Origin of the sequence: Sphingomonas sp. (assembly GCF_048595155.1) — a bacterium.
GTDB lineage: Bacteria > Pseudomonadota > Alphaproteobacteria > Sphingomonadales > Sphingomonadaceae > Sphingomonas_I.
Genome location: NZ_JBMDXN010000062.1, coordinates 1 through 19039 on the forward strand (window position 1 = coordinate 1; position 19039 = coordinate 19039).

Annotated in this window: 18 protein-coding genes and 1 tRNA gene; 9 read left to right on the forward strand and 10 right to left on the reverse strand. The window is 65.2% G+C overall.

Going from position 1 to position 19039, the window contains the following annotated elements; all coding sequences use genetic code 11:
* Nucleotides 1-79: 79 nt before the first annotated feature.
* The 6 genes from clpX to ACOJSI_RS10195 all read right to left on the reverse strand — a co-directional run bounded on the left by clpX (nucleotide 80) and on the right by ACOJSI_RS10195 (nucleotide 6113).
* A complete protein-coding gene (clpX, locus tag ACOJSI_RS10170) occupies nucleotides 80-1351 on the reverse strand; it encodes an ATP-dependent Clp protease ATP-binding subunit ClpX (RefSeq protein WP_420138170.1) in 1272 nt (423 codons plus the stop codon).
* A gap of 102 nt (nucleotides 1352-1453) precedes the next feature.
* Nucleotides 1454-2092 (reverse strand): ATP-dependent Clp endopeptidase proteolytic subunit ClpP, encoded by a 639-nt coding sequence (clpP, locus tag ACOJSI_RS10175; RefSeq protein WP_420138171.1) that lies wholly within the window; start codon nucleotides 2090-2092, stop codon nucleotides 1454-1456.
* 86 nt (nucleotides 2093-2178) lie between these two features.
* Entirely contained in the window at nucleotides 2179-3297 is a 1119-nt protein-coding gene (locus ACOJSI_RS10180; protein ID WP_420138172.1) for a glycosyltransferase, read from the reverse strand.
* A 66-nt stretch (nucleotides 3298-3363) separates the two neighbouring features.
* On the reverse strand, nucleotides 3364-4308 hold the full coding sequence (locus ACOJSI_RS10185; protein ID WP_420138173.1) for a glycosyltransferase family 2 protein: 945 nt from the start codon (nucleotides 4306-4308) through the stop codon (nucleotides 3364-3366).
* Between the two features lie 5 nt (nucleotides 4309-4313).
* Nucleotides 4314-5978, reverse strand: coding sequence for a trigger factor (gene tig, locus ACOJSI_RS10190; protein ID WP_420138174.1), 1665 nt, complete (start codon nucleotides 5976-5978; stop codon nucleotides 4314-4316).
* 50 nt (nucleotides 5979-6028) lie between these two features.
* Nucleotides 6029-6113 (reverse strand) — tRNA-Leu (locus tag ACOJSI_RS10195).
* Nucleotides 6114-6221: 108 nt separating this feature from the next.
* Here ACOJSI_RS10195 and ACOJSI_RS10200 point away from each other — a divergent pair.
* Nucleotides 6222-6380 carry a hypothetical protein gene (locus ACOJSI_RS10200; RefSeq protein WP_420138175.1) on the forward strand — a complete coding sequence of 53 codons (159 nt, stop codon included), beginning with the start codon at nucleotides 6222-6224 and terminating at the stop codon, nucleotides 6378-6380.
* A gap of 75 nt (nucleotides 6381-6455) precedes the next feature.
* Here ACOJSI_RS10200 and gatB read toward each other — a convergent pair whose 3' ends face one another.
* From gatB to gatC, 3 genes are all read right to left on the reverse strand, one after another.
* Nucleotides 6456-7949 carry an Asp-tRNA(Asn)/Glu-tRNA(Gln) amidotransferase subunit GatB gene (gene gatB / locus ACOJSI_RS10205; protein ID WP_420138176.1) on the reverse strand — a complete coding sequence of 498 codons (1494 nt, stop codon included), beginning with the start codon at nucleotides 7947-7949 and terminating at the stop codon, nucleotides 6456-6458.
* Between the two features lie 10 nt (nucleotides 7950-7959).
* Nucleotides 7960-9441, reverse strand: a complete 1482-nt coding sequence (gatA, locus tag ACOJSI_RS10210) for an Asp-tRNA(Asn)/Glu-tRNA(Gln) amidotransferase subunit GatA (protein WP_420138177.1) — start codon at nucleotides 9439-9441, stop codon at nucleotides 7960-7962.
* Between the two features lie 115 nt (nucleotides 9442-9556).
* The gene (gene gatC / locus ACOJSI_RS10215; RefSeq protein WP_420138178.1) at nucleotides 9557-9844 is read right to left on the reverse strand and encodes an Asp-tRNA(Asn)/Glu-tRNA(Gln) amidotransferase subunit GatC; all 288 of its coding nucleotides are present in this window, start codon (nucleotides 9842-9844) and stop codon (nucleotides 9557-9559) included.
* A 144-nt stretch (nucleotides 9845-9988) separates the two neighbouring features.
* On the opposite strand from gatC, the gene ACOJSI_RS10220 reads away from it, so the two are divergent.
* Genes ACOJSI_RS10220 through ACOJSI_RS10240 form a run of 5 tightly spaced genes read left to right on the forward strand, consistent with a single transcriptional unit; the run spans nucleotide 9989 to nucleotide 14705 of the window.
* Nucleotides 9989-11104, forward strand: coding sequence for a DUF3089 domain-containing protein (locus ACOJSI_RS10220; RefSeq protein ID WP_420138179.1), 1116 nt, complete (start codon nucleotides 9989-9991; stop codon nucleotides 11102-11104).
* Complete coding sequence (ruvX, locus tag ACOJSI_RS10225; RefSeq protein WP_420138180.1) at nucleotides 11101-11568, forward strand: Holliday junction resolvase RuvX; 468 nt, start codon at nucleotides 11101-11103, stop codon at nucleotides 11566-11568. Before ACOJSI_RS10220 ends, ruvX begins: the two co-directional genes overlap by 4 nt.
* Nucleotides 11569-11602: 34 nt before the next feature.
* Nucleotides 11603-12586, forward strand: coding sequence for an aspartate carbamoyltransferase catalytic subunit (locus tag ACOJSI_RS10230; RefSeq protein ID WP_420138181.1), 984 nt, complete (start codon nucleotides 11603-11605; stop codon nucleotides 12584-12586).
* Nucleotides 12580-13803, forward strand: coding sequence for a dihydroorotase (locus ACOJSI_RS10235; protein WP_420138182.1), 1224 nt, complete (start codon nucleotides 12580-12582; stop codon nucleotides 13801-13803). Before ACOJSI_RS10230 ends, ACOJSI_RS10235 begins: the two co-directional genes overlap by 7 nt.
* On the forward strand, nucleotides 13800-14705 hold the full coding sequence (locus ACOJSI_RS10240) for an SPOR domain-containing protein (RefSeq protein ID WP_420138183.1): 906 nt from the start codon (nucleotides 13800-13802) through the stop codon (nucleotides 14703-14705). Before ACOJSI_RS10235 ends, ACOJSI_RS10240 begins: the two co-directional genes overlap by 4 nt.
* Nucleotides 14706-14724: 19 nt before the next feature.
* On the opposite strand, the gene serB is transcribed toward ACOJSI_RS10240, so the two are convergent.
* A complete protein-coding gene (serB, locus tag ACOJSI_RS10245; RefSeq protein ID WP_420138184.1) occupies nucleotides 14725-15609 on the reverse strand; it encodes a phosphoserine phosphatase SerB in 885 nt (294 codons plus the stop codon).
* Between serB and miaA the strand changes: the two genes are divergently transcribed.
* The 3 genes from miaA (at nucleotide 15602) to ilvN (ending at nucleotide 18965) form a co-directional block, all read left to right on the forward strand.
* Entirely contained in the window at nucleotides 15602-16468 is an 867-nt protein-coding gene (gene miaA, locus ACOJSI_RS10250; RefSeq protein WP_420138185.1) for a tRNA (adenosine(37)-N6)-dimethylallyltransferase MiaA, read from the forward strand. The two genes, serB and miaA, sit on opposite strands and share 8 nt — an antisense overlap.
* A 138-nt stretch (nucleotides 16469-16606) precedes the next feature.
* Nucleotides 16607-18349, forward strand: coding sequence for a biosynthetic-type acetolactate synthase large subunit (gene ilvB, locus ACOJSI_RS10255; RefSeq protein WP_420138186.1), 1743 nt, complete (start codon nucleotides 16607-16609; stop codon nucleotides 18347-18349).
* Nucleotides 18350-18449: 100 nt separating this feature from the next.
* On the forward strand, nucleotides 18450-18965 hold the full coding sequence (gene ilvN, locus ACOJSI_RS10260; protein WP_420138187.1) for an acetolactate synthase small subunit: 516 nt from the start codon (nucleotides 18450-18452) through the stop codon (nucleotides 18963-18965).
* The last annotated feature ends 74 nt before the right edge of the window (nucleotides 18966-19039 follow it).

Consider the following 19039-nt stretch of genomic DNA (forward strand, 5'->3'; position numbering starts at 1 on the left):
GGGCGGCAGGATCGTGAAGCAGGTGCATGCCGGCTTCCTCTCACAACCGCCCGCCGGACGAAAGCGGGATGAGCGGCCCTCAGGCCGCGTCGCCGCCCGCCTTTTCCTTCTTCTTGGCGAAGACGCGGACCGGATCCTTACGGCCTTCAACCACATCCTTGTCGATCACGATCTCGTCGACGCCATCCATGGACGGCAGGTCGAACATCGTATCGAGCAGCATCGCTTCCAGGATAGAGCGCAGGCCGCGCGCGCCGGTCTTGCGCAGGATCGCCTTCTTGGCGACCGCGGAGAGTGCCTCGTCGTTGAAGGAAAGCTTCACGCCCTCCATCTCGAACAGCTTCTGATACTGCTTCACCAGCGCGTTCTTCGGCTCGGACAGGATCTTGACCAGAGCCGGCTCGTCCAGATCTTCCAGCGTCGCGATGACGGGCAGACGACCGACGAACTCCGGAATCAGGCCGAACTTCAGCAGGTCCTCGGGCTCGCACTGACGCAGCACCTCTCCGGTGCGACGCTCTTCCGGTGCCGCCACGAACGCACCGAAACCGATCGACTTGCCCTGCAGACGATCGCCGATGATCTTTTCCAGACCCGAGAAAGCACCGCCGCAGATGAACAGGATGTTGGTCGTGTCCACCTGCAGGAATTCCTGCTGCGGATGCTTGCGGCCGCCCTGCGGCGGAACACTCGCGGTCGTGCCTTCCATCAGCTTCAGCAACGCCTGTTGCACGCCTTCGCCCGACACGTCGCGGGTGATCGAAGGATTGTCGGCCTTGCGGCTGATCTTGTCGATCTCGTCGATATAGACGATCCCGCGCTGCGCGCGCTCAACATTATAGTCGGACGCCTGAAGCAGCTTCAGGATGATGTTCTCGACATCCTCGCCGACATAACCCGCCTCGGTGAGCGTGGTCGCATCGGCCATCGTGAACGGCACATCGAACGTCTTGGCCCGCGTCTGCGCGAGCAGGGTCTTGCCGCAGCCGGTCGGACCGACCAGCAGGATGTTCGACTTGGCGAGCTCGACATCCGCGCCCTTGGCGCCATGGTTGAGCCGCTTGTAATGGTTGTGCACCGCGACGGAGAGAACGCGCTTCGCCTGCTTCTGGCCGATCACGTAATCGTCGAGATGCGCGTTGATCTCGGCTGGCGAAGGCGTGCCGCCATCCTTGCGGTTGACGAAGGTCGCCTTCGTCTCTTCGCGAATGATGTCATTGCACAGCTCGACGCACTCGTCACAAATGAACACGGTCGGGCCGGCGATGAGCTTGCGTACCTCGTGCTGCGACTTGCCGCAGAACGAGCAGTACAGGGTGCTCTTGGAATCGCCGCCACTCAGCTTCGTCATAATAATCCTAATCCTCGGCCGACCGAGTCTACCATCATCCTAGCCCGGAGAAGGGCGGAGGCAATGCCTATATGCCTCCGCGCCTTCTACAGTTCCGTCCGATTAGGCCGCCTGGGCGACGTCCTCGGTCGGCGCCGGGCGCTTGTCGAACACTTCGTCAATGATACCGAACGCCTTGGCTTCTTCCGCTTCCAGGAATTTGTCGCGGTCCATGGCATGTTCGATCTGCTCGATCGTCTGGCCGGTATATTTGGCATACAGGCTGTTCAGCGCATGGCGCATGCGCAGGATCTCGCGGGCCTGGATCTCGATATCGGCCGCCATACCCTGCGCACCGCCCGAAGGCTGATGCACCATGATGCGGCTGTTGGTCAGCGCCACGCGCATGCCCGGTTCGCCGGCCGCGAGCAGGAAGCTGCCCATCGACGCCGCCTGTCCGATGCAGACCGTGCCGACGCGCGGACGGATATATTGCATCGTGTCGTGGATCGCGAGGCCCGCCGTGACCACGCCGCCCGGCGAGTTGATGTACATATAGATGTCCTTCTTCGGGTTCTCGGACTCGAGGAAGAGCAACTGGGCGGTGATCAGCGAGGCCATATGGTCCTCGACCTGGCCGGTCACGAAAACGATCCGCTCACGCAGCAGACGGGAATAGATATCGAAGCTACGCTCGCCGCGGGTCGATTGCTCGATAACGATCGGTACGAGCCCTGCGGTGATGTCAGCGTGGTCGGTCATGGAAATTTAGGTCCTTTGGCCCTCTGGTTCACACAACATCGGCGTTCAGTGGCACGGGTTCAAGGGATTCGATCGCGGATTGCGCGCTACTTCCGGCGCCAGGTGAAAAGCGACGACATCGCGTAATTCCAGACCACGCTGATCAGCACGCCCGGAATGGCCGACAGGATCCAATAGGTGTCCCGCCCGAACAGCCAGTCGGCAATGCCGATATTGGCGGCGGCGCCGGTGGCGCAGACCAGGTTGAAGCTGATCCAGCCATACAGCAGCGACCGCCCCTTCAACCGCTGGTCGCGATAGGTCAGCGCGTTGTTGAGGAAGAAATTGTTGGAGATGGCGACGATGCTGGCGATCGCCTGCGACATGTCGAAGCTGATGCCAACGCCCTTGTACATCAGGGTCAGCACCAGGAAGTGGACGAAGATACCGAACCCGCCGACCAGCGCGAAACTCATGAAACGCGGTGGGATCAGATGGCCGAACGCCTTGTCCAGGATGAGCTGCAGATATTCCCACAGCACAAGGCTATCGAGCTTGCTCTCGCCATGCTCGCGCATGCGAAACGTATAGGGCACTTCCGCGATGCGCAGCGGTGTGGGCGCGCTGGCCGCGATATCCAGCAGGATCTTGTAGCCGACGGACGACAGGTTCGGCAGCGACCGCATGAAGGCATCACGCCGCATGAGGAAGAATCCGCTCATTGGATCGCTCATCGACACGCGCGTCAGGCTGGAGGCCATCCGCGTGGCGAGCTGGCTCGCCAGCACGCGCCCGCGCGACCATTCGCCCAGCCCGCCGCCTTCCATATAGCGGCTGCCGACCACCAGATCGACACCGCCCTGCTTGATCCGTGTCAGCATCGTCGCGACGATCCGCTCGTCATGCTGGTGATCGGAATCCATGACGGCGACATAAGGCGCCGCCGTCGCCAATATCCCTTCGATACAGGCGGATGCCAGCCCACGGCGGTTATAGCGGTGCACGATGCGCACACGGGCATCCGCCTGCGCCATCCGGCGTACCGCCTCCGATGTCCCGTCCGGGGAATCGTCATCGACGAACACCATTTCCCATCGCACGCCGGGCAGGGCGCGCGCGACCGCCTCCACCAACGGCGCAACATTGGCGGCCTCGTTGAACGTCGGAACTATGATTGCGAGTTCGGCGGGCACGAGGCGCGTAAAGCTCGGATCGATGTCGGCCATCGCGCTAGTAGCCTAGGCATGCGCGATGAACGTCGCGTGAAACCGCAGCCACTGTGCCGGCCGCGGCTAACCGGCGACCGAGGGCAGCGCGAGATAGGCCAGCCGGCGCACCTCACGTCGGCCTCGCACCACCGTGTCCAGGATCAGCCCGGTGAAGAAGCACAGGAAGGCGACGATCACGAGGCCGGTGGCCAATATCGCCGTCGGCAGCCGTGGCACCAAACCCGTATGCGCATAGGTGATCATCAGCGGCACGGCCAGGATCACCGCAATCGCACCCAACAGCGCGCCGATCGAGCCGAAAAACAAAACCGGGCGCTCCAGCCGGAACAGCGTCATGATCGTGCGCAGGATGCGCAAGCCATCACTGTAGGTGGATAGTTTCGAAGCCGATCCGGCGGGCCGGGCGCCATATTGGGTGACGATTTCCGACACCGGCATGCGCAGTTCCAGCGCGTGCACGCTGATCTCGGTCTCGATCTCGAACCCGGCCGACAGGATCGGAAAGCTCTTCACGAAGCGGCGCGAAAAGACGCGATAGCCGGACAGGATATCGCTGAACGTGCGGCCGAACAGGCGGGCCAAAATGCCGGTCAGCACCAGATTGCCGAAGCGGTGGCCGCGGCGATAGGCCGCTTCGACCTCACTCGCGCGGGCGCCGACCACCATGTCGAGGTGCTCGTCGACCAGGCGCTCGATCATCGCCGGCGCGGCGGCGGCATCATAGGTCGCATCGCCATCGGCCATGACATAGACGTCCGCCTCGATGTCGGCGAACATGCGACGGACGACATGGCCTTTGCCCTGCATCGTCTCACGCCGCACGATCGCGCCTGCTTCCGCGGCGCGCGCGGCCGTTTGATCGCTGCTATTATTGTCGAACACGAAGATCGCCGCGTCGGGCAAAGCGGCACGAAAGCCGGCGACGGTCGCGCCGATCGCCGCCTCTTCATTATAGCAGGGCAGGATGACGGCGACGCGCATGCCCGCCGCCGTCAATCCTTGCGTCATCGCGCTTAGGCCTTCGCCTTCTTGGTCGCGGCCTTCTTGGCCGGAGCGGCTTCAGCCTCTCCGTCCGCCGGCGCTGCAGCTGCGGCCTTCTTGGCCTTGGCCGGCTTGGCGGCAGGGGCCTCTTCCGTCACGGCTGCCGCTGCCTTCTTGGCGGACGGCTTCTTCGCGGGGGTGGCCGCAGCCTCCTCCGTCGCCGCAGGAGCCGCCTCTTCCTTGGTTGCCGGAGCGGCCTTCTTCGCTGCAGCCTTCTTCGGCTTGGGCGCGTGATCATGATCATGATGATGATCATGGTCGTGATCGCAATCCGGGCCGTGCACGTGCGGTGCCGGGCTGCCGTCATCCTCGGCTTCAATCGCGGCTTCCAGCTCTTCGCGGGTCGCGCTGCGATCGGTCACGTCGGCCTTGTCGAACAGGAAGTCGACGACCTTGTCCTCGTACAGGGGCGCGCGGATTTGCGCGGCTGCAACCGGATCCGACTGGATATATTCCATGAACCGCTGGCGGTCCTTGGGGGCATATTGCTGGGCTGCCTGCGCTGCCAGCATCTGCATTTCCTGCGCGCTCACCTCGACATTGTGCTGGCGGCCGATCTCGGACAGCAACAGGCCTAGGCGCACGCGGCGCTCGGCGATCGCGCGATAATCGTCGCGATCCTTCTCCATTTCCGCGAGCGCGGCGGCCGGGTCTTCCTCGTGGCTGGCCTCATGCTCCAGCTGACGCCAGATCTGCTCGAACTCGGCTTCCACCATCGACGGCGGCACCGGGAAATCGTGGCCCTGCGCGAGCTGGTCGAGCAGCTTGCGCTTCATGTGGGTGCGGGTGAGCCCGTTCAGTTCCTGCTCGATCTGGCCCTTGAACAGCTCACGCAGCTTCTCCAGGCTTTCGAGACCCAGGCTCTTGGCGAATTCGTCGTCGATCTTCGCTTCGCTGGCGACCTTCACGTCCTTGACGACGATGTCGAAGGTCGCGGGCTTACCGGCCAGGCTCTTTTCGCCATATTCGGCGGGGAAGGTCACGTTGAGCGTACGCTCCTCACCGACCTTCACACCTTCCAGCTGGGCTTCGAAGCCGGGGATCAGGCGGCCCGAGCCGAGCTCTACCGCCATGTCCTCGCCGGTGCCGCCCGGGAAGGCGACGCCATCGGCGGTCTTGCCGACGAAATCGATGATGACCTGGTCGCCCTCGATCGCGGGGTGGCCTTCCGGCGCGGAGGTGAAGCTCTTCTGCTGCGCGGCAAAACGGTTGAGCTGCGCGTCAATCTCTTCCTCGGTCGGCTCGGCCGTCAGGCGCTCGAGCTTCAGCCCGTCGATCGCCGGTGTCGGCACGTCCGGCAGCACTTCCAGCTCGACCTTCACCCCGACGTCCTTGCCGGCGGAATAATCTTCTTCCAGCTCGACCTGCGGCTGCATCGCCGGGCGCAGGCCCTGCTCGCTGATCAGCGACTGGACGCCTTCCTGGACGGCCGTGTTCAGCGCATCGCGCTCCAGCGCCTCGCCATGCATCTTCTTGATCAGGTTCGGCGGAACCTTGCCGGGCCGGAAGCCGGGCATGCGGATCGTCGGCGCAGCGCGCTTCACTTCGGCATCCACCTTGGCGGCAATATCCTGCGCCGGGATGGTGAGCTTGTAGGAGCGGCGAAGGCCCTCGTTCAACGTCTCGACAGTCTGCATGATCGCTACTCAAAGCCTTGAAAAATGGGTGGCCGGCGGATCAGGCGAGCTGGTGCGGGCGAAGGGACTCGAACCCCCACATCTTGCGATACTGGAACCTAAATCCAGCGCGTCTACCAGTTCCGCCACGCCCGCGGCACGTAATGTCGGAAGCGGGCGCTTATAGCAGCCCGCGCGTGAGGGCAAGGTTTGCGCGGACCCTGTGCGTCAGCAAATCGTTCTTGGGGGACAAGGAGAGCAACTATGGCCACCCATCCCGACGCGAATCCGGATTCGATCCCGTCCGGGCCATCCGATTCGCCGGAGCAGGTGACCCCCGTCCGCGATCCCGGGCGCGAGAATGTCGAGGACAATCCCGACGATGTCCGCGCACCCGATCAGCGCGACCAGCGGGAGATCTGACGGCGACGGCAAGCCGGCGCTACAGGCGAACTAACCCGCAGGGCGCCGGCCAGTCCGCCTGCCGAGCAGGACGGCTCAGCCGTCCAATGCCTTCCGCAGCAGTTCGTTGACGACGGCGGGATTGGCCTTGCCCGCCATCGCTTTCATCGTCTGACCGACGAAGAACCCGAACAATTTGTCCTTGCCGCCGCGATATTCGGCGACCTTGTCGGCATTGGCGTCCATGACCTTCGCGATCTCCGCTTCGATCGCGCCGGTGTCGCTGGTCTGCTTGAGCCCGCGCTCCTCGACGATCTGGGACGCGTCCTCGCCCGTCTCCAGCATGATCTCGAACACCTGCTTGGAAAGCGTGCCCGACAAGGTGCCGTCAGCCACCAGCGCGATCAGTTCCGCTGCCTGCTGCGGCGAGACCGGACTGTCACTGATATCCTTGCCCAGCCGATTGAGCGCGCCGAACAATTCGGAAGTCAGCCAGTTGGCGGCCGGCTTGGCGACCTCCGTCTCGGGCTTGCCGGTTGCGGCAAGCAGCGCCTCGAACCAGCGCGCGGTCTCCACATCGGCGGTGATGACGCCCGCCGAATAGGCCGAAATGCCGAGCCCCTGCTCGTACCGATGCCGCTTCGCGTCAGGCAGCTCGGGCAGGCTTTCCTCACATTCCGCGAGGAAGGCATCGTCCAGTTCGAGCGGCAGCAGGTCCGGATCCGGGAAATAGCGGTAATCGTGCGCATCCTCCTTGGAGCGCATCGACCGCGTCTCATTCCGATCGGGATCGTAGAGGCGCGTCTCCTGGACGATCTTGCCACCGGCTTCCAGCACGTCGATCTGGCGGCGCGCCTCGCCTTCGATCGCAGCCATGACGAAGCGGACCGAATTGACGTTCTTGGTCTCGGTGCGCGTGCCGAATTCAGCACCCGCCTTGCGCACGCTGACATTGACGTCGGCGCGCATCGAGCCCTGCTCCATATTGCCGTCGCACGATCCGACATAGCGCAGGATCGCGCGCAGCTTGCGCAGATAGGCGCCGGCTTCAGCGGGTGAGCGCATGTCGGGTTTGCTGACGATCTCCATCAGCGCCACGCCGGAGCGGTTGAGGTCGACATAGGAGCGCGTCGGATGCTGATCGTGCATCAGCTTGCCCGCATCCTGCTCGACATGGATGCGCTCGATCCCGATCGTCTTGGTCGCGGCTTCCGGATCCTTGTCGTCCAGGCTGATCTCGATCGCGCCTTCGCCCACCAGCGGATGGTAGAGCTGGCTGATCTGATAGCCCTGCGGCAGATCGGCGTAGAAGTAATTCTTGCGGTCGAACTGGCTCCAGCGGTTGATCTTGGCGCCGATCGCCATGCCGGTGCGCACCGCCTGGCGGATGCACTCCTTGTTCGGCACCGGCAGCATGCCGGGCATGGCGGCGTCGACCAGGCTGACCTGCGTGTTCGGCTCCGCGCCGAAGGCGGTCGCCGCGCCGGAGAAAAGCTTGGCGTTGGACGTGACCTGGGCATGGACCTCCAGCCCGATCACGACCTCCCACGGCCCGGTGGCCCCCTCGATCACATATGTAGCTTCGGTCATCGTTCGATCCTTACCACCACTCGCCGGGGCGCGCGGTAAAGCCGGCGCGCTCCTCGATGGCGAGGCAGGCGTTGAGCACGCCCTGTTCGTCCAGCGGCTTGCCGATCACCTGCAGGCCCAGCGGCAGACCCGCCTGATCCAGCCCGCCCGGAACCGACATTGCCGGCAGGCCCGCCAGCGAGCTCGGTACGGTGAAGACATCGTTCAAGTACATGGCAAGCGGATCGTCCGCTTTCTCGCCAAGCGCGAACGCCGCCGATGGCGCGGTCGGCGTCAGCAGCAGGTCGCATGTTTCGAATGCCTGCGCGAAGTCGCGGGCGATCAGCGCGCGCACCTTCTGCGCCTTGGTGAAATAAGCGTCGTAGAAGCCCGCCGACAGCACATAGGTGCCGATCATGATGCGGCGCTTCACCTCAGGCCCGAAGCCGTCGGCGCGCGTCGCGGCGTACATGTCCTGCAGATTGGCGCCGTCCGGCAGGTCGCGCAGACCATAGCGTACGCCGTCGTAGCGGGCGAGATTGGAGGAGGCTTCCGCCGGCGCGATGATATAATAGGTTGGCAGCGCATATTTGGTGTGCGGCAGCGACACCTCGATCACGTTGGCGCCGGCGTCCTTAACGAGCTGGATGCCGCGTTCCCACAGCCCTTCGATCTCGCGCGGCATATTGTCGACGCGATATTCCTTGGGGATACCGATCGTTTTGCCGCGCAGGTCCGATGACAAGCCGGCTTCCCATTCCGGCACGGGCAGGTCGAGCGAGGTTGCGTCCTTCGGATCGAAGCCCGCCATCGCTTCCAGCATGATCGCGCAATCGCGCACGTCGCGCGCCATCGCGCCCGCCTGATCCAGGCTGGAGGCGAACGCCACCGTGCCCCAGCGCGAGCAGCGGCCGTAGGTCGGCTTGATACCGGAAATGCCGGTGAAGGCGGCGGGCTGGCGGTTCGATCCGCCGGTATCGGTCCCAGTTTCGCCCGGCGCGATGAGAGCCGGGCCGGCTGTAGAACTTCCGCCGGAAGAGCCGCCGGGCGCCAGCGGCGCATTGCCGCCGTCGTTGCGCCGCCAGGGACTGATGACATTGCCGAAATAGCTCGTCTCGTTGGACGATCCCATTGCGAACTGATCGAGATTGAGCTTCCCGAGCATCCCTGCGCCGGCGAGGAACAGGCGTTCCGTGACGGTCGATTCGTAATTGGGGACGAAGCCTTCCAGCATGTGGCTGGCCGCCGTCGTCTGCACGCCATCGGTGCAGAACAGATCCTTGATGCCCAGCGGTACGCCCGACAGCGGACGCACCGAACCCTCGCTGCGCTCCTGATCGGCGGCGTCGGCCGCGGCAAGCGCATGTTCGGGGGTTTCGACGATGAAGGCGTTCAGCGCCTTGGCGCCGGCAACCGCATCGTTGAACGCTTCGGCGACTTCGCGCGCGGTGAAATCGCCGTCGCGAAAGCCATCGCGGATCTGCGCGATGCCAAGATCGGTTAGATCGCTCATGCGCTCACTCCGTTCGGGCTGAGCCTGTCGAAGCCCTGCTTTTCTTTCTCGCTCCCCAAAAGACAGAACGACCCTTCTACAAGCTCAGGGTGAACGGGGGAAGGAAACGGGGGCATCATTCGATCACCTTCGGCACGGCGAAGAAGCCATGTTCGGCCTGTGGCGCGTTGGCGAGCACGGCGTCGCGGATATCGCCATCGGTGATGACGTCGTCGCGCAGGCGCAGCTGATTGTGGATCACGGCGTGCAGCGGCTCGACACCGGACGTATCGACCTCGCCGAGCTGCTCGACCCAGTTGAGGATATTGTTGAGTTCGCCGGTCATCGCCGCGACCTCGCCGTCGGAGACGGCGATGCGGGCAAGACTCGCGATCTTGCGGACTGTGGTTTCGTCTACGGACATAGAGGCGCGGCTAGCAGCCGTACTGCCCTCCATCAAGCGCTGTGCAGGCGCGCCTGCGCGAAGGGCTTTCTCATCCAGGCCTCCCATCTGACGCCGATCGGGTTGGGCGTTGCACCGCCCGTCGACTTCCGCCATCGCGGCGTCATGCTCGCCCGGCGCTTCCTGTACATCATTGCCGCCTTGATCGTGCTGGTGTTGGCGGTCGGCCTCGGGTGGAGCCTGATGCAGGATCGCCTGATGCGCATGGCTTTCGTCCCCGACGTGGCCTTTTCGGCGCTGCCGGATGCCACCGCGCCGGATTATACGAAGCCGGCCGCGTGGCTGGCCCGGCCGGGCATGCGGGATGATCCGTCGCGCTGGACGCCGCCCGGTATCGCGGCCACCGATACGCCGCGGGCGGCGGTCTTCTACATCGCGCCGACCACCTATCTCGATCGCGGGCATTGGAACGCGCCGCTGAATGATGCCCAGGCCAATTATCGGCTCGGCCTCTTCGCCCGCAGCCAGGCCAGCGCCTTCAACGGCGTGGCGGAGGTGTGGGCGCCGCGCTATCGTCAGGCGACCTTGGGCGCGTTCCTTGCGGCCGACGATCCGCGTTCGGGCAAGGCGATCGACTTCGCCTATCGGGACGTGGCGCGCGCATTCGACGCGTTCGTAGCCGCGATTCCGTCAGATCGCCCCATCATCCTGGCCGGTCATAGCCAGGGATCGCTTCATCTGCTGCGTCTCTTGCAGGAGAAGGTTGCCGGTCGGCCAGTCGCCAGGCGGATCGTGGCGGTTTACGCCGTCGGGTGGCCGATCTCCACAACCGCCGATCTGCCGGCCTTGGGGCTGCCTGGCTGTGCGACCGCCGCCCAATCCGGCTGTATCCTGAGCTGGCAGAGCTTCGCGGAACCGGCCGAGCCGACCCTCATCTCGGCCTATTTCGATCAGAGCCGGGGCCTGACCGGCGCGCCGCGCAAGGGGACGCCGATGCTCTGCGTCAATCCATTGCTGGGCACGCCCGGCACTGCCGCCCCGGCGTCCGCCAATCGCGGCGCGCTGGTGCCGCACGCCGATATGGCCGGCGCCGATCTCGTGACCGGCGCCGTCCCGGCGCGCTGCACGCCGGAGGGGCTGCTGCTGATCGGCGGTCCGCCCACGGGCTACGGCAATTATGTGCTACCGGGCAATAACTACCACGTCTTCGATTATGCGCTATTCTGGGCCAATGTTCGCAACGATGTGGCGCTGCGCCTGAAGGCTTTCCTGGCGCGATGATCGGCAGCGATCTCGCCGCATTTGCCGCCTTGCTGCCCATGCGTGGGCGATTGGCCGGGCTCGACGTCGGCACTAAGACGATCGGTATCGCGCTGTGCGATGCGATGTGGACGATCGCCAGTCCGGCCGAAACGATCCGCCGCACCAAGTTCAGCGTGGATCGTGCGATCCTGCGCGATCTCGCCGCCAAACAGCAGGTCAAGGGCCTCGTCATCGGCCTGCCGCTCAACCTGGATGGCAGCGACAGCCCGCGCACTCAGTCGGTGCGTGCCTTCGCCCGCAATCTGGTGGACATGGCGCTTCCCACCTTGCTGTGGGACGAGCGTTGGTCGACCGCGGCGGTCACGCGCACACTGATCGCCGCGGATGCCAGCCGCGCGCGGCGGGCCGAGTTGGTCGACAAGATGGCGGCGGCCTACATCCTGCAGGGCGCAATCGACGCGCTCGCCTCTGCGCACTCTTGAGCTTCCCGGCGCGCGCGCTTAGGACGCGGCTTTAATGTCCACTTCGCCCCCCAGCTTCGACGATGGCCGCGAAGTTCACCCGTTTCCGCATCGCCATCTGACCGGGATAGCCGGTCTCTACCCGCATGAAATTGCCTTTCTGCTGGACGAGGCGGAGCAATGGGTTGCACTCAATCGCGGCACTGCCAAGCATGACGATCGCCTCGCCGGCCTCACGCTGATCAACGCTTTCTTCGAGAATAGTACGCGCACTCTCTTGTCGTTCGAGATTGCCGGCAAACGGCTGGGCGCCGACGTGGTCAATATGGCCGTGGCCCAGTCCAGCGTGAAGAAGGGTGAGACGCTGATCGACACTGCGATCACGCTAAACGCGATGCGGGCCGACATGATCGTGATCCGGCACGAGGCGTCCGGCGCCGTCCAGCTGATCGCGGACAAGGTCGACTGCCCGGTGCTGAATGCTGGCGACGGGCGCCATGAACACCCCACCCAGGCGCTGCTCGATGCGCTCACCATCCGCCGCCGCAAGGGACGGATCGACGGGCTGATCGTCGCCATCTGCGGCGACGTCCTGCACAGCCGGGTCGCGCGCTCGAACATCCTGTCTTTGACCGCGCTCGGCGCCGAAGTCCGGGTTGTGGGGCCGCCGACCTTATTGCCGGCCGGGATCGAGCGGATGGGCGTCAGCCGCTTCACCGATTTCGATGCAGGGCTGGACGGGGCGGATGTCGTCATGATGCTGCGCCTGCAGCGGGAGCGGATGGCCGGCGGGTTCGTCCCCAGTCCGCGCGAATATCACGCTCTCTACGGCCTGACCTATGATCGCCTCGCGAAAGCGGCGCCCGACGCTCTGGTGATGCATCCCGGCCCGATGAACCGTGGGATTGAGATTGCCAGCAACGTTGCCGACGATCTGGAACGGTCCGCCATCACCGAGCAGGTGGAGATGGGCGTCGCGGTACGTATGGCGTGCCTCGATGTGCTCACCCGCGCCCGCCGGGGAATAGCCGGATGGTAGGCGCGCTCGTCATCGTGAACGGAAGGGTCGTCACGCCTGAAGGCGTGATCGATGGCGCTGTGCTGGTGGAAAATGGCCGGATCGCTGCGGTTGGCGCGTTCGACCGTCCTGCGGGTGCTTCTGTCATCGATGCCCAGGGCAGGCTTATCGCGCCCGGATTGATCGATGTCGGCGTGTTCGCGATCGATCCTGCCGCCTTCGCGGCCGGCGGCATTACGCGCGCCTTGTTGATGCCGGATCGCTCCGAAGCGATCGATACGGTGGCGCTGGTTCAGCATGCCGCCGCGGCGGGCAAGCCGCGGGTCTGGGTTCATCCGCTCGCGGCCGCGACCCGGGGTCTCGCTGGGGCCGAGTTGGCGGAGATCGGGCTGATGCAGGCAGGCGGCGCCTGCGGCGTTGCCACCGGCCGCCGGTGGATCGCCGATTCGGGCGTGATGCACCGTCTGTTGGGCTATGCCGGCGCGCTCGGATTGCGCACGGTCGTTCATGCCGAGGATGCCGGGCTGGCAGGCGAAGCCGTGATGACGGAAGGAGAGACCGCCACCCGGCTCGGCCTGGCGTCGGCGCCGGCCGAAGTGGAAGCGATCGCGTTGGCGCGGGACCTGCTTCTGGTGGAGGCCACCGGCTCGCCGCTGCATGTGCGCCAGGTCACGACCGCCCGCGCGCTGACGCTCGTGCGCGAGGCGAAGCGCAAGGGCCTGCCGGTGAGTTGCGGGATCACCCCCGCGCACCTCTTTCTTGCGGATAGCGCCGTCACCGGCTTTCGCACCTTCGCCCGGCTGTCGCCGCCGCTGCGTGGCGAGGATGACCGCCGCGCCTGCCTGGCAGCGATCGCGGATGGCACGATCGACCTGCTATGTTCTGGGCATGATCCGCAGGGCCCCGAAGCCAAGCGCTTGCCCTTTGCCGATGCGGAAGCGGGCATGGCCGGTGCCGAAACGCTGCTGGCCTTCGGGCTGACGCTGGTCCGCGACGGCGTGATCGGCATCGAACGCCTGTTCGATCTGGTGGCGGGGGCGCCGGCACGCTTGTTCGGTCTGCCCGGCGGATCGCTGACGATTGGCGCCGAAGCGGACTTGATACTTGTTGATCCGGACGCGCCATGGCGGATTGAATCGGATAAAATGGCGGCGACGGCGGGGAATACACCCTTTGATGGGCTGCCGGTGCAGGGGCGGGTGATGCAGGTGATCAAGGGCGGGGTGGCGATTCGATGAAGCGCGTCGTGCTGGCGCTGCTGGTCCTGGCGGCGGCCGCCGACGGCGCGATCGTCCCCGAATTGCGCATGGTTCAGGCCAAGGCCGAAGCAGGCGATGCCAATGCCCAATTCGCTCTCGCCGAAGCCTATCGGTCCGGCCGCGGGGTTACGGCCGATCCGGACACGGCGATCACGTGGTATCGCAAGGCCGCCGAGCGCGGACATATCCGGGCGAGCGAGGAACTGGGCTTCGCCTTGTTCGCGCGCGGCGATCGCAAGGAAGCCATGCCCTATATCGAAAAGGCGGCGGCACGCGGCGATGCGCGCGCGCTGTACGTGCTGGGCACCGCCCATTTCAACGGCGACTATACCAGCCGGGATTGGCCGTTGGCCTATGCGCAGACGATGCGCGCGGCGTCGGCCGGCCTGCCTGCGGCCCAGAAGAATCTGGATCTGATGGATCAATATCTTCTGCCGTCGGACCGGGCCAAAGCCGACGAGATATTGGCTACGCTGCCGCCGATCCGTACGATCGCGCAGCGCGAAGCTCTCAACGCCGCCTCAAGCGCCACCCGCATCGCCGGCGGATCGGGCCCGGTTGCCGTCCCTGCCAAGACGCTCAAGCCGACGGTCAGTACGGGCGCACCCGCAACCGCTCTGTCCACCGCGTCTGGCGCGCCGCCGCAGCGCGGCGCCTGGAAAGCGCAGCTCGGCGCCTATGGATCGTCCGATCGTGCCAAGGAGAGCTGGACGCGCCTGTCCGCCAAAGTGCCGCAGCTGGCGACCTATGAACAGCGCGTGGTTGCGGCCAACGCGGTTCAGCGTCTGCAGGCGTGGGGCATATCCGGCCGCTCCGATGCGGATCGGCTCTGCACGCAGGTGCGCAGCGCCGGCGGCCAATGCTTCGTGGTTGCGCCCTGATCGCAGCGCGCTTCGCGCCCTATTCGACCCAATCGGCGCGGCGATAGCCCTGCGCATAGAGCAATGCGGTCAAGTCCCCATGGGCGATCCGGGCGTCGGCCGCCGCCGCCGTGCGCGGCTTGGCATGATAGGCGACGCCCAGGCCGGCTTCCTCGATCATCGGGATATCGTTGGCGCCGTCGCCCACGGCCAGGGTTTGGCTGCGATCCAGCCCTAATGTTTCCCGCTCCGCGATCAGCGTTTCCCGCTTGGTCGTCGCACCCACGATCGGGCGCGCCACCGTGCCGTTCAACACCCCCCCGCCCATGCCGAGATGATTGGACAGCGCGCGATCGAAGCCGATCGCCTGGGCAACCCGATCGGCGAATACGGTAAAGCCACCGGAAACCAAAACGGTTCGTGCACCATATTCCTTCATCGTCTGTACCAGGGTGCGCGCGCCCGGCATCAGCCGCACCCGCTCGGCCCGGCACCGTTCGATCGCATCCTCGTCCAGCCCCTTCAGCAGGGCGACGCGGGCATCCAGTGCCTCTTCGAAATCCAATTCGCCGCGCATGGCGCGTTCGGTGACTTCGGCGATCTGCGGCTTGATGCCCGCATAATCGGCCAGCTCATCGATACATTCGATCGTGATCATGGTGGAATCCATGTCCGCCAGCAGCAGCTTTTTGGCGCGGCCCTGCGTGGCCTGCACCACGACATCGATGCCCGGCAGCAATCCTTCCAGTGCGGCGCGCGCCGCGCCATGGTCGACGCGGCCAAAGGGCAGATCGGCGGCGACGCCTTCGTCGATCCACGCCGTTTCGCCCACCATGGCGCCGATCCCGCCCAATGCGTCGCGGGCCTGGTCGATATCGGCGAAAGACAGATCCCCGTTCGATGCTATCAAAGTCGCAATGTCCACGTCGTCCCCTTCGGATCGCCCCAGGCTCCTGCTCATCGCAGGGCCGACCGCCAGCGGCAAGTCGGCGCGCGCGATCGCCCGGGCTGAGGCGGACCATGGCACGATCATCAATGCGGATGCGAGCCAGGTATATCGCGACCTGCGCATCCTGAGCGCACGACCATCGGTACAGGAGGAAGCGCGCGTGCCGCATCGCCTGTTCGGTCATCGTGACGGGGCCGTCGCCTGCTCGGCTGCGGACTGGGCGGATGAAGCGCGCGCCGCGATCGCACAGGCGCAGGGGGAGGGCCGTTTGCCCATCCTGGTCGGGGGGACCGGCCTCTATATACGCACCTTGCTCGACGGCATCGCCCCGATCCCGCCGGTCGATCCTGCAATCCGCGATCAGGTCCGCGCGCTGGCTGCAGCCGATGCGCACGCGCTGCTGGTCGCAGAGGATCCGCGCGCTGCCGCGCGCCTGCATCCGAATGACACAAGCCGGCTCCAGCGCGCGCTAGAGGTGGTACGAAGCTCTGGCCGATCGATCCTGGATTGGCGTGCGGAGCGCGTGGGTGGGATTCGCGAGCAGGTCGCGCTGGAGATCGAGACTATCCTGCTCCCCACCGCGGACCTTTATGCCCGCTGCGATGCGCGCGTCGATGCGATGATGGCGGCAGGCGCGCTCGACGAAGTGGCGGCTTTGCTGGAACGGGGGTTGGAGCCGGATCTGCCGGTGATGCGTGCCATCGGTGTCATGGAATTGTCGCGCTATATCCGTGGCCTGGACGATATCGCCCATGCGGTGGCGGCCTTGAAGCAGGCCACGCGTAACTATGCGAAACGGCAAGGCACGTGGCTGCGGCACCAGCTTGAACACTAATAAGATGGCGATATATCACTAAGGCACGTAATTAAATTACGCTCGAACCATTGTTACAGAAACAAAATTCTGATCCTTGGTTGACAGCCGCAGCCCAGCGGACTAACCGCCCCGCTCCGCACACATTTGAGCAGAGCAATGGCCCACGAACGTACCGGTGCAGACATATTGATTGAGACGCTGATCGATCTCGGCGTTGAGGTCGTATTCGGCTATCCGGGTGGCGCGGTGCTACCGATCTACGACGCCATTTTCCGGCAGGATCGGATCCGCCACATTCTCGTGCGTCAGGAAGGCGGCGCCGCCCATGCCGCCGAAGGCTATGCCCGCTCGACCGGCAAGCCCGGCGTCGTGCTGGTGACGTCGGGGCCGGGCGCGACCAACGCGGTCACCGGCATCACCGACGCGCTGATGGATTCGATCCCCATGATCGTCATCACCGGGCAGGTGCCGACGGCGCTGATCGGGTCGGATGCCTTTCAGGAATGCGATACGGTCGGCATCACCCGCCACTGTACCAAGCAGAATTATCTGGTGAAGGATCCGGCCGAGCTGGAAGGCGTGATTCGCGAGGCGTTCGCCATCGCCACGACAGGCCGCCCCGGTCCGGTGCTGATCGATCTGCCGAAGGACGTGCAGGTTGCCGCCACCGCCACCGACGTCCCGCGCAAGAGCCTGGGCTATAAGCCGCAGACCGAGCCCGACGCGCAGGCGATCGAAAGCGCCGTGGAGATGATCGCGGCTGCGGAGCGGCCCGTTTTCTACACCGGCGGCGGCATCATCAACTCCGGCCCGGCCGCGAGCGAGGCGCTGCGCACGTTGGTCGCGCTGACCGGCGCGCCCGTCACCTCGACGCTGATGGGGCTGGGTGCGCTGCCGGCATCCTCGCCGAAGTGGCTGGGCATGCTCGGCATGCACGGCACCTATGAAGCCAATATGGCGATGAACAAGGCGGACCTGATCGTGGCCTTGGGCGCGCGTTTTGACGATCGTGTGACCGGCCGGCTCGACGCCTTCGCGCCCCATGCCCGCAAGATCCATGTCGATATCGATCGGTCGTCGATCAACAAGATCGTGTCGGCCGAACTCGGCATCGTCAGCGACGCCGGACGCGCGATCGAGGCGATGGTCGCCGTATGGCGTCAGCGCGGCCACCAGGCGGCGGATCTGTCGGGCTGGTTCGCCGACATCGATCGGTGGCGGGCAAAGCGGTGCCTCGATTTTCCCAGCTCCTCGGCGGAGATCATGCCGCAGCTGGCGATCAAGCGGCTGTGGGAGGCGACGCGTCATCGCGCGCCGATCATCTCCACCGAAGTTGGCCAGCATCAGATGTGGGCGGCCCAGCATTTCAACTTTGAAGATCCGAACAAGTGGCTGACGTCGGGCGGGCTCGGCACGATGGGCTATGGCCTGCCGGCGGCGATCGGCGCGCAGATCGGCAATCCCGACGCGCTGGTGATCGATATCGCCGGGGAAGCGTCGATCATGATGAACATCCAGGAGATGTCGACCGCGACCCAATATGCCCTGCCGATCAAGGTCTTCATCCTCAATAACGAATATATGGGGATGGTCCGCCAGTGGCAGGACCTGACCTATCAGGGCCGTCATTCGCACAGCTATTCGGAAGCGCTGCCCGATTTCGTGAAGCTGGCCGAAGCCTATGGTTGGAAGGGCCTTCGGATCGAGCAGCCGGACGCGCTGGACGACGGCATCTCGGAGATGCTGGCCTATGACGGTCCTGTCATGGTCGATTGCCGGGTCGCCAAGCTCGCCAATTGCTTCCCGATGATCCCGAGTGGTGCCGCTCATACGGAGATGATCCTCCAGGCCAATGAAGTGTCGGGCGAGATGGACGACGAGGCCAGGGCGCTCGTTTAACTTTGCATCGTCGCCCCGGCGGAGGCCGGGGCCGCTTGCGGCACGCGACGCGCCTTCCATTACAGCGGCCCCCACCACCGCCGGGGCGACGCGCGTATCAATTCCCATTCCGACAGAAGCCAGCGAGCGGCACACGCTCTCCGTCACCGTTGCCAACGAGCCGGGTATCCTGGCGCGTATCGCGGGCATGTTTGCCGGCCGTGGCTACAATATCGAAAGCCTGACCGTCGCCGAGGTGACGGAGGATGAGACGGTCAGCCGCATTACCATCGTCACGTCGGGGCCGCCGCTCGTGATTGAGCAGATCATCGCGCAGCTCGATCGGCTGCCGCCGGTCCTGCGGGTCCATGATCTCACTGCCGAGGGGCCCCATGTCGAGCGCGAACTCGCGCTGGTGAAGGTCAAGGGCAGCGGTGATCATCGGATCGAAGCCTTGCGCCTGGCGGAAGTCTATCGCGCCCGGGTCGTGGATGCGACCATCTCCAGTTTCGTCTTCGAAGTGACCGGCGGCACCGAGAAGATCGACAAATTCCTCGAGCTGATGCGCGAGGTCGGCCTGGTTGAGGTCGCGCGCACCGGCGTCGCCGCGATCGCCCGGGGGCACGAAACGTTTTGACATGCGTCGCCCCCGGGGGGGGGGGGGGGGGGGGGGGGCACGGCCGCCCCGGCGTAAACCGCGGGCCCCGCGCC

Coding starts and splice junctions, on each gene's coding strand:
- clpX (WP_420138170.1), bottom strand. CDS start 1,351: ATGACGAAGCTGAGTGGCGGCGATTCCAAGAGCACCCTGTACTGCTCG.
- clpP (WP_420138171.1), bottom strand. CDS start 2,092: ATGACCGACCACGCTGACATCACCGCAGGGCTCGTACCGATCGTTATC.
- ACOJSI_RS10180 (WP_420138172.1), bottom strand. CDS start 3,297: ATGGCCGACATCGATCCGAGCTTTACGCGCCTCGTGCCCGCCGAACTC.
- ACOJSI_RS10185 (WP_420138173.1), bottom strand. CDS start 4,308: ATGACGCAAGGATTGACGGCGGCGGGCATGCGCGTCGCCGTCATCCTG.
- tig (WP_420138174.1), bottom strand. CDS start 5,978: ATGCAGACTGTCGAGACGTTGAACGAGGGCCTTCGCCGCTCCTACAAG.
- ACOJSI_RS10200 (WP_420138175.1), top strand. CDS start 6,222: ATGGCCACCCATCCCGACGCGAATCCGGATTCGATCCCGTCCGGGCCA.
- gatB (WP_420138176.1), bottom strand. CDS start 7,949: ATGACCGAAGCTACATATGTGATCGAGGGGGCCACCGGGCCGTGGGAG.
- gatA (WP_420138177.1), bottom strand. CDS start 9,441: ATGAGCGATCTAACCGATCTTGGCATCGCGCAGATCCGCGATGGCTTT.
- gatC (WP_420138178.1), bottom strand. CDS start 9,844: ATGTCCGTAGACGAAACCACAGTCCGCAAGATCGCGAGTCTTGCCCGC.
- ACOJSI_RS10220 (WP_420138179.1), top strand. CDS start 9,989: ATGCTCGCCCGGCGCTTCCTGTACATCATTGCCGCCTTGATCGTGCTG.
- ruvX (WP_420138180.1), top strand. CDS start 11,101: ATGATCGGCAGCGATCTCGCCGCATTTGCCGCCTTGCTGCCCATGCGT.
- ACOJSI_RS10230 (WP_420138181.1), top strand. CDS start 11,603: ATGTCCACTTCGCCCCCCAGCTTCGACGATGGCCGCGAAGTTCACCCG.
- ACOJSI_RS10235 (WP_420138182.1), top strand. CDS start 12,580: ATGGTAGGCGCGCTCGTCATCGTGAACGGAAGGGTCGTCACGCCTGAA.
- ACOJSI_RS10240 (WP_420138183.1), top strand. CDS start 13,800: ATGAAGCGCGTCGTGCTGGCGCTGCTGGTCCTGGCGGCGGCCGCCGAC.
- miaA (WP_420138185.1), top strand. CDS start 15,602: ATGTCCACGTCGTCCCCTTCGGATCGCCCCAGGCTCCTGCTCATCGCA.
- ilvB (WP_420138186.1), top strand. CDS start 16,607: ATGGCCCACGAACGTACCGGTGCAGACATATTGATTGAGACGCTGATC.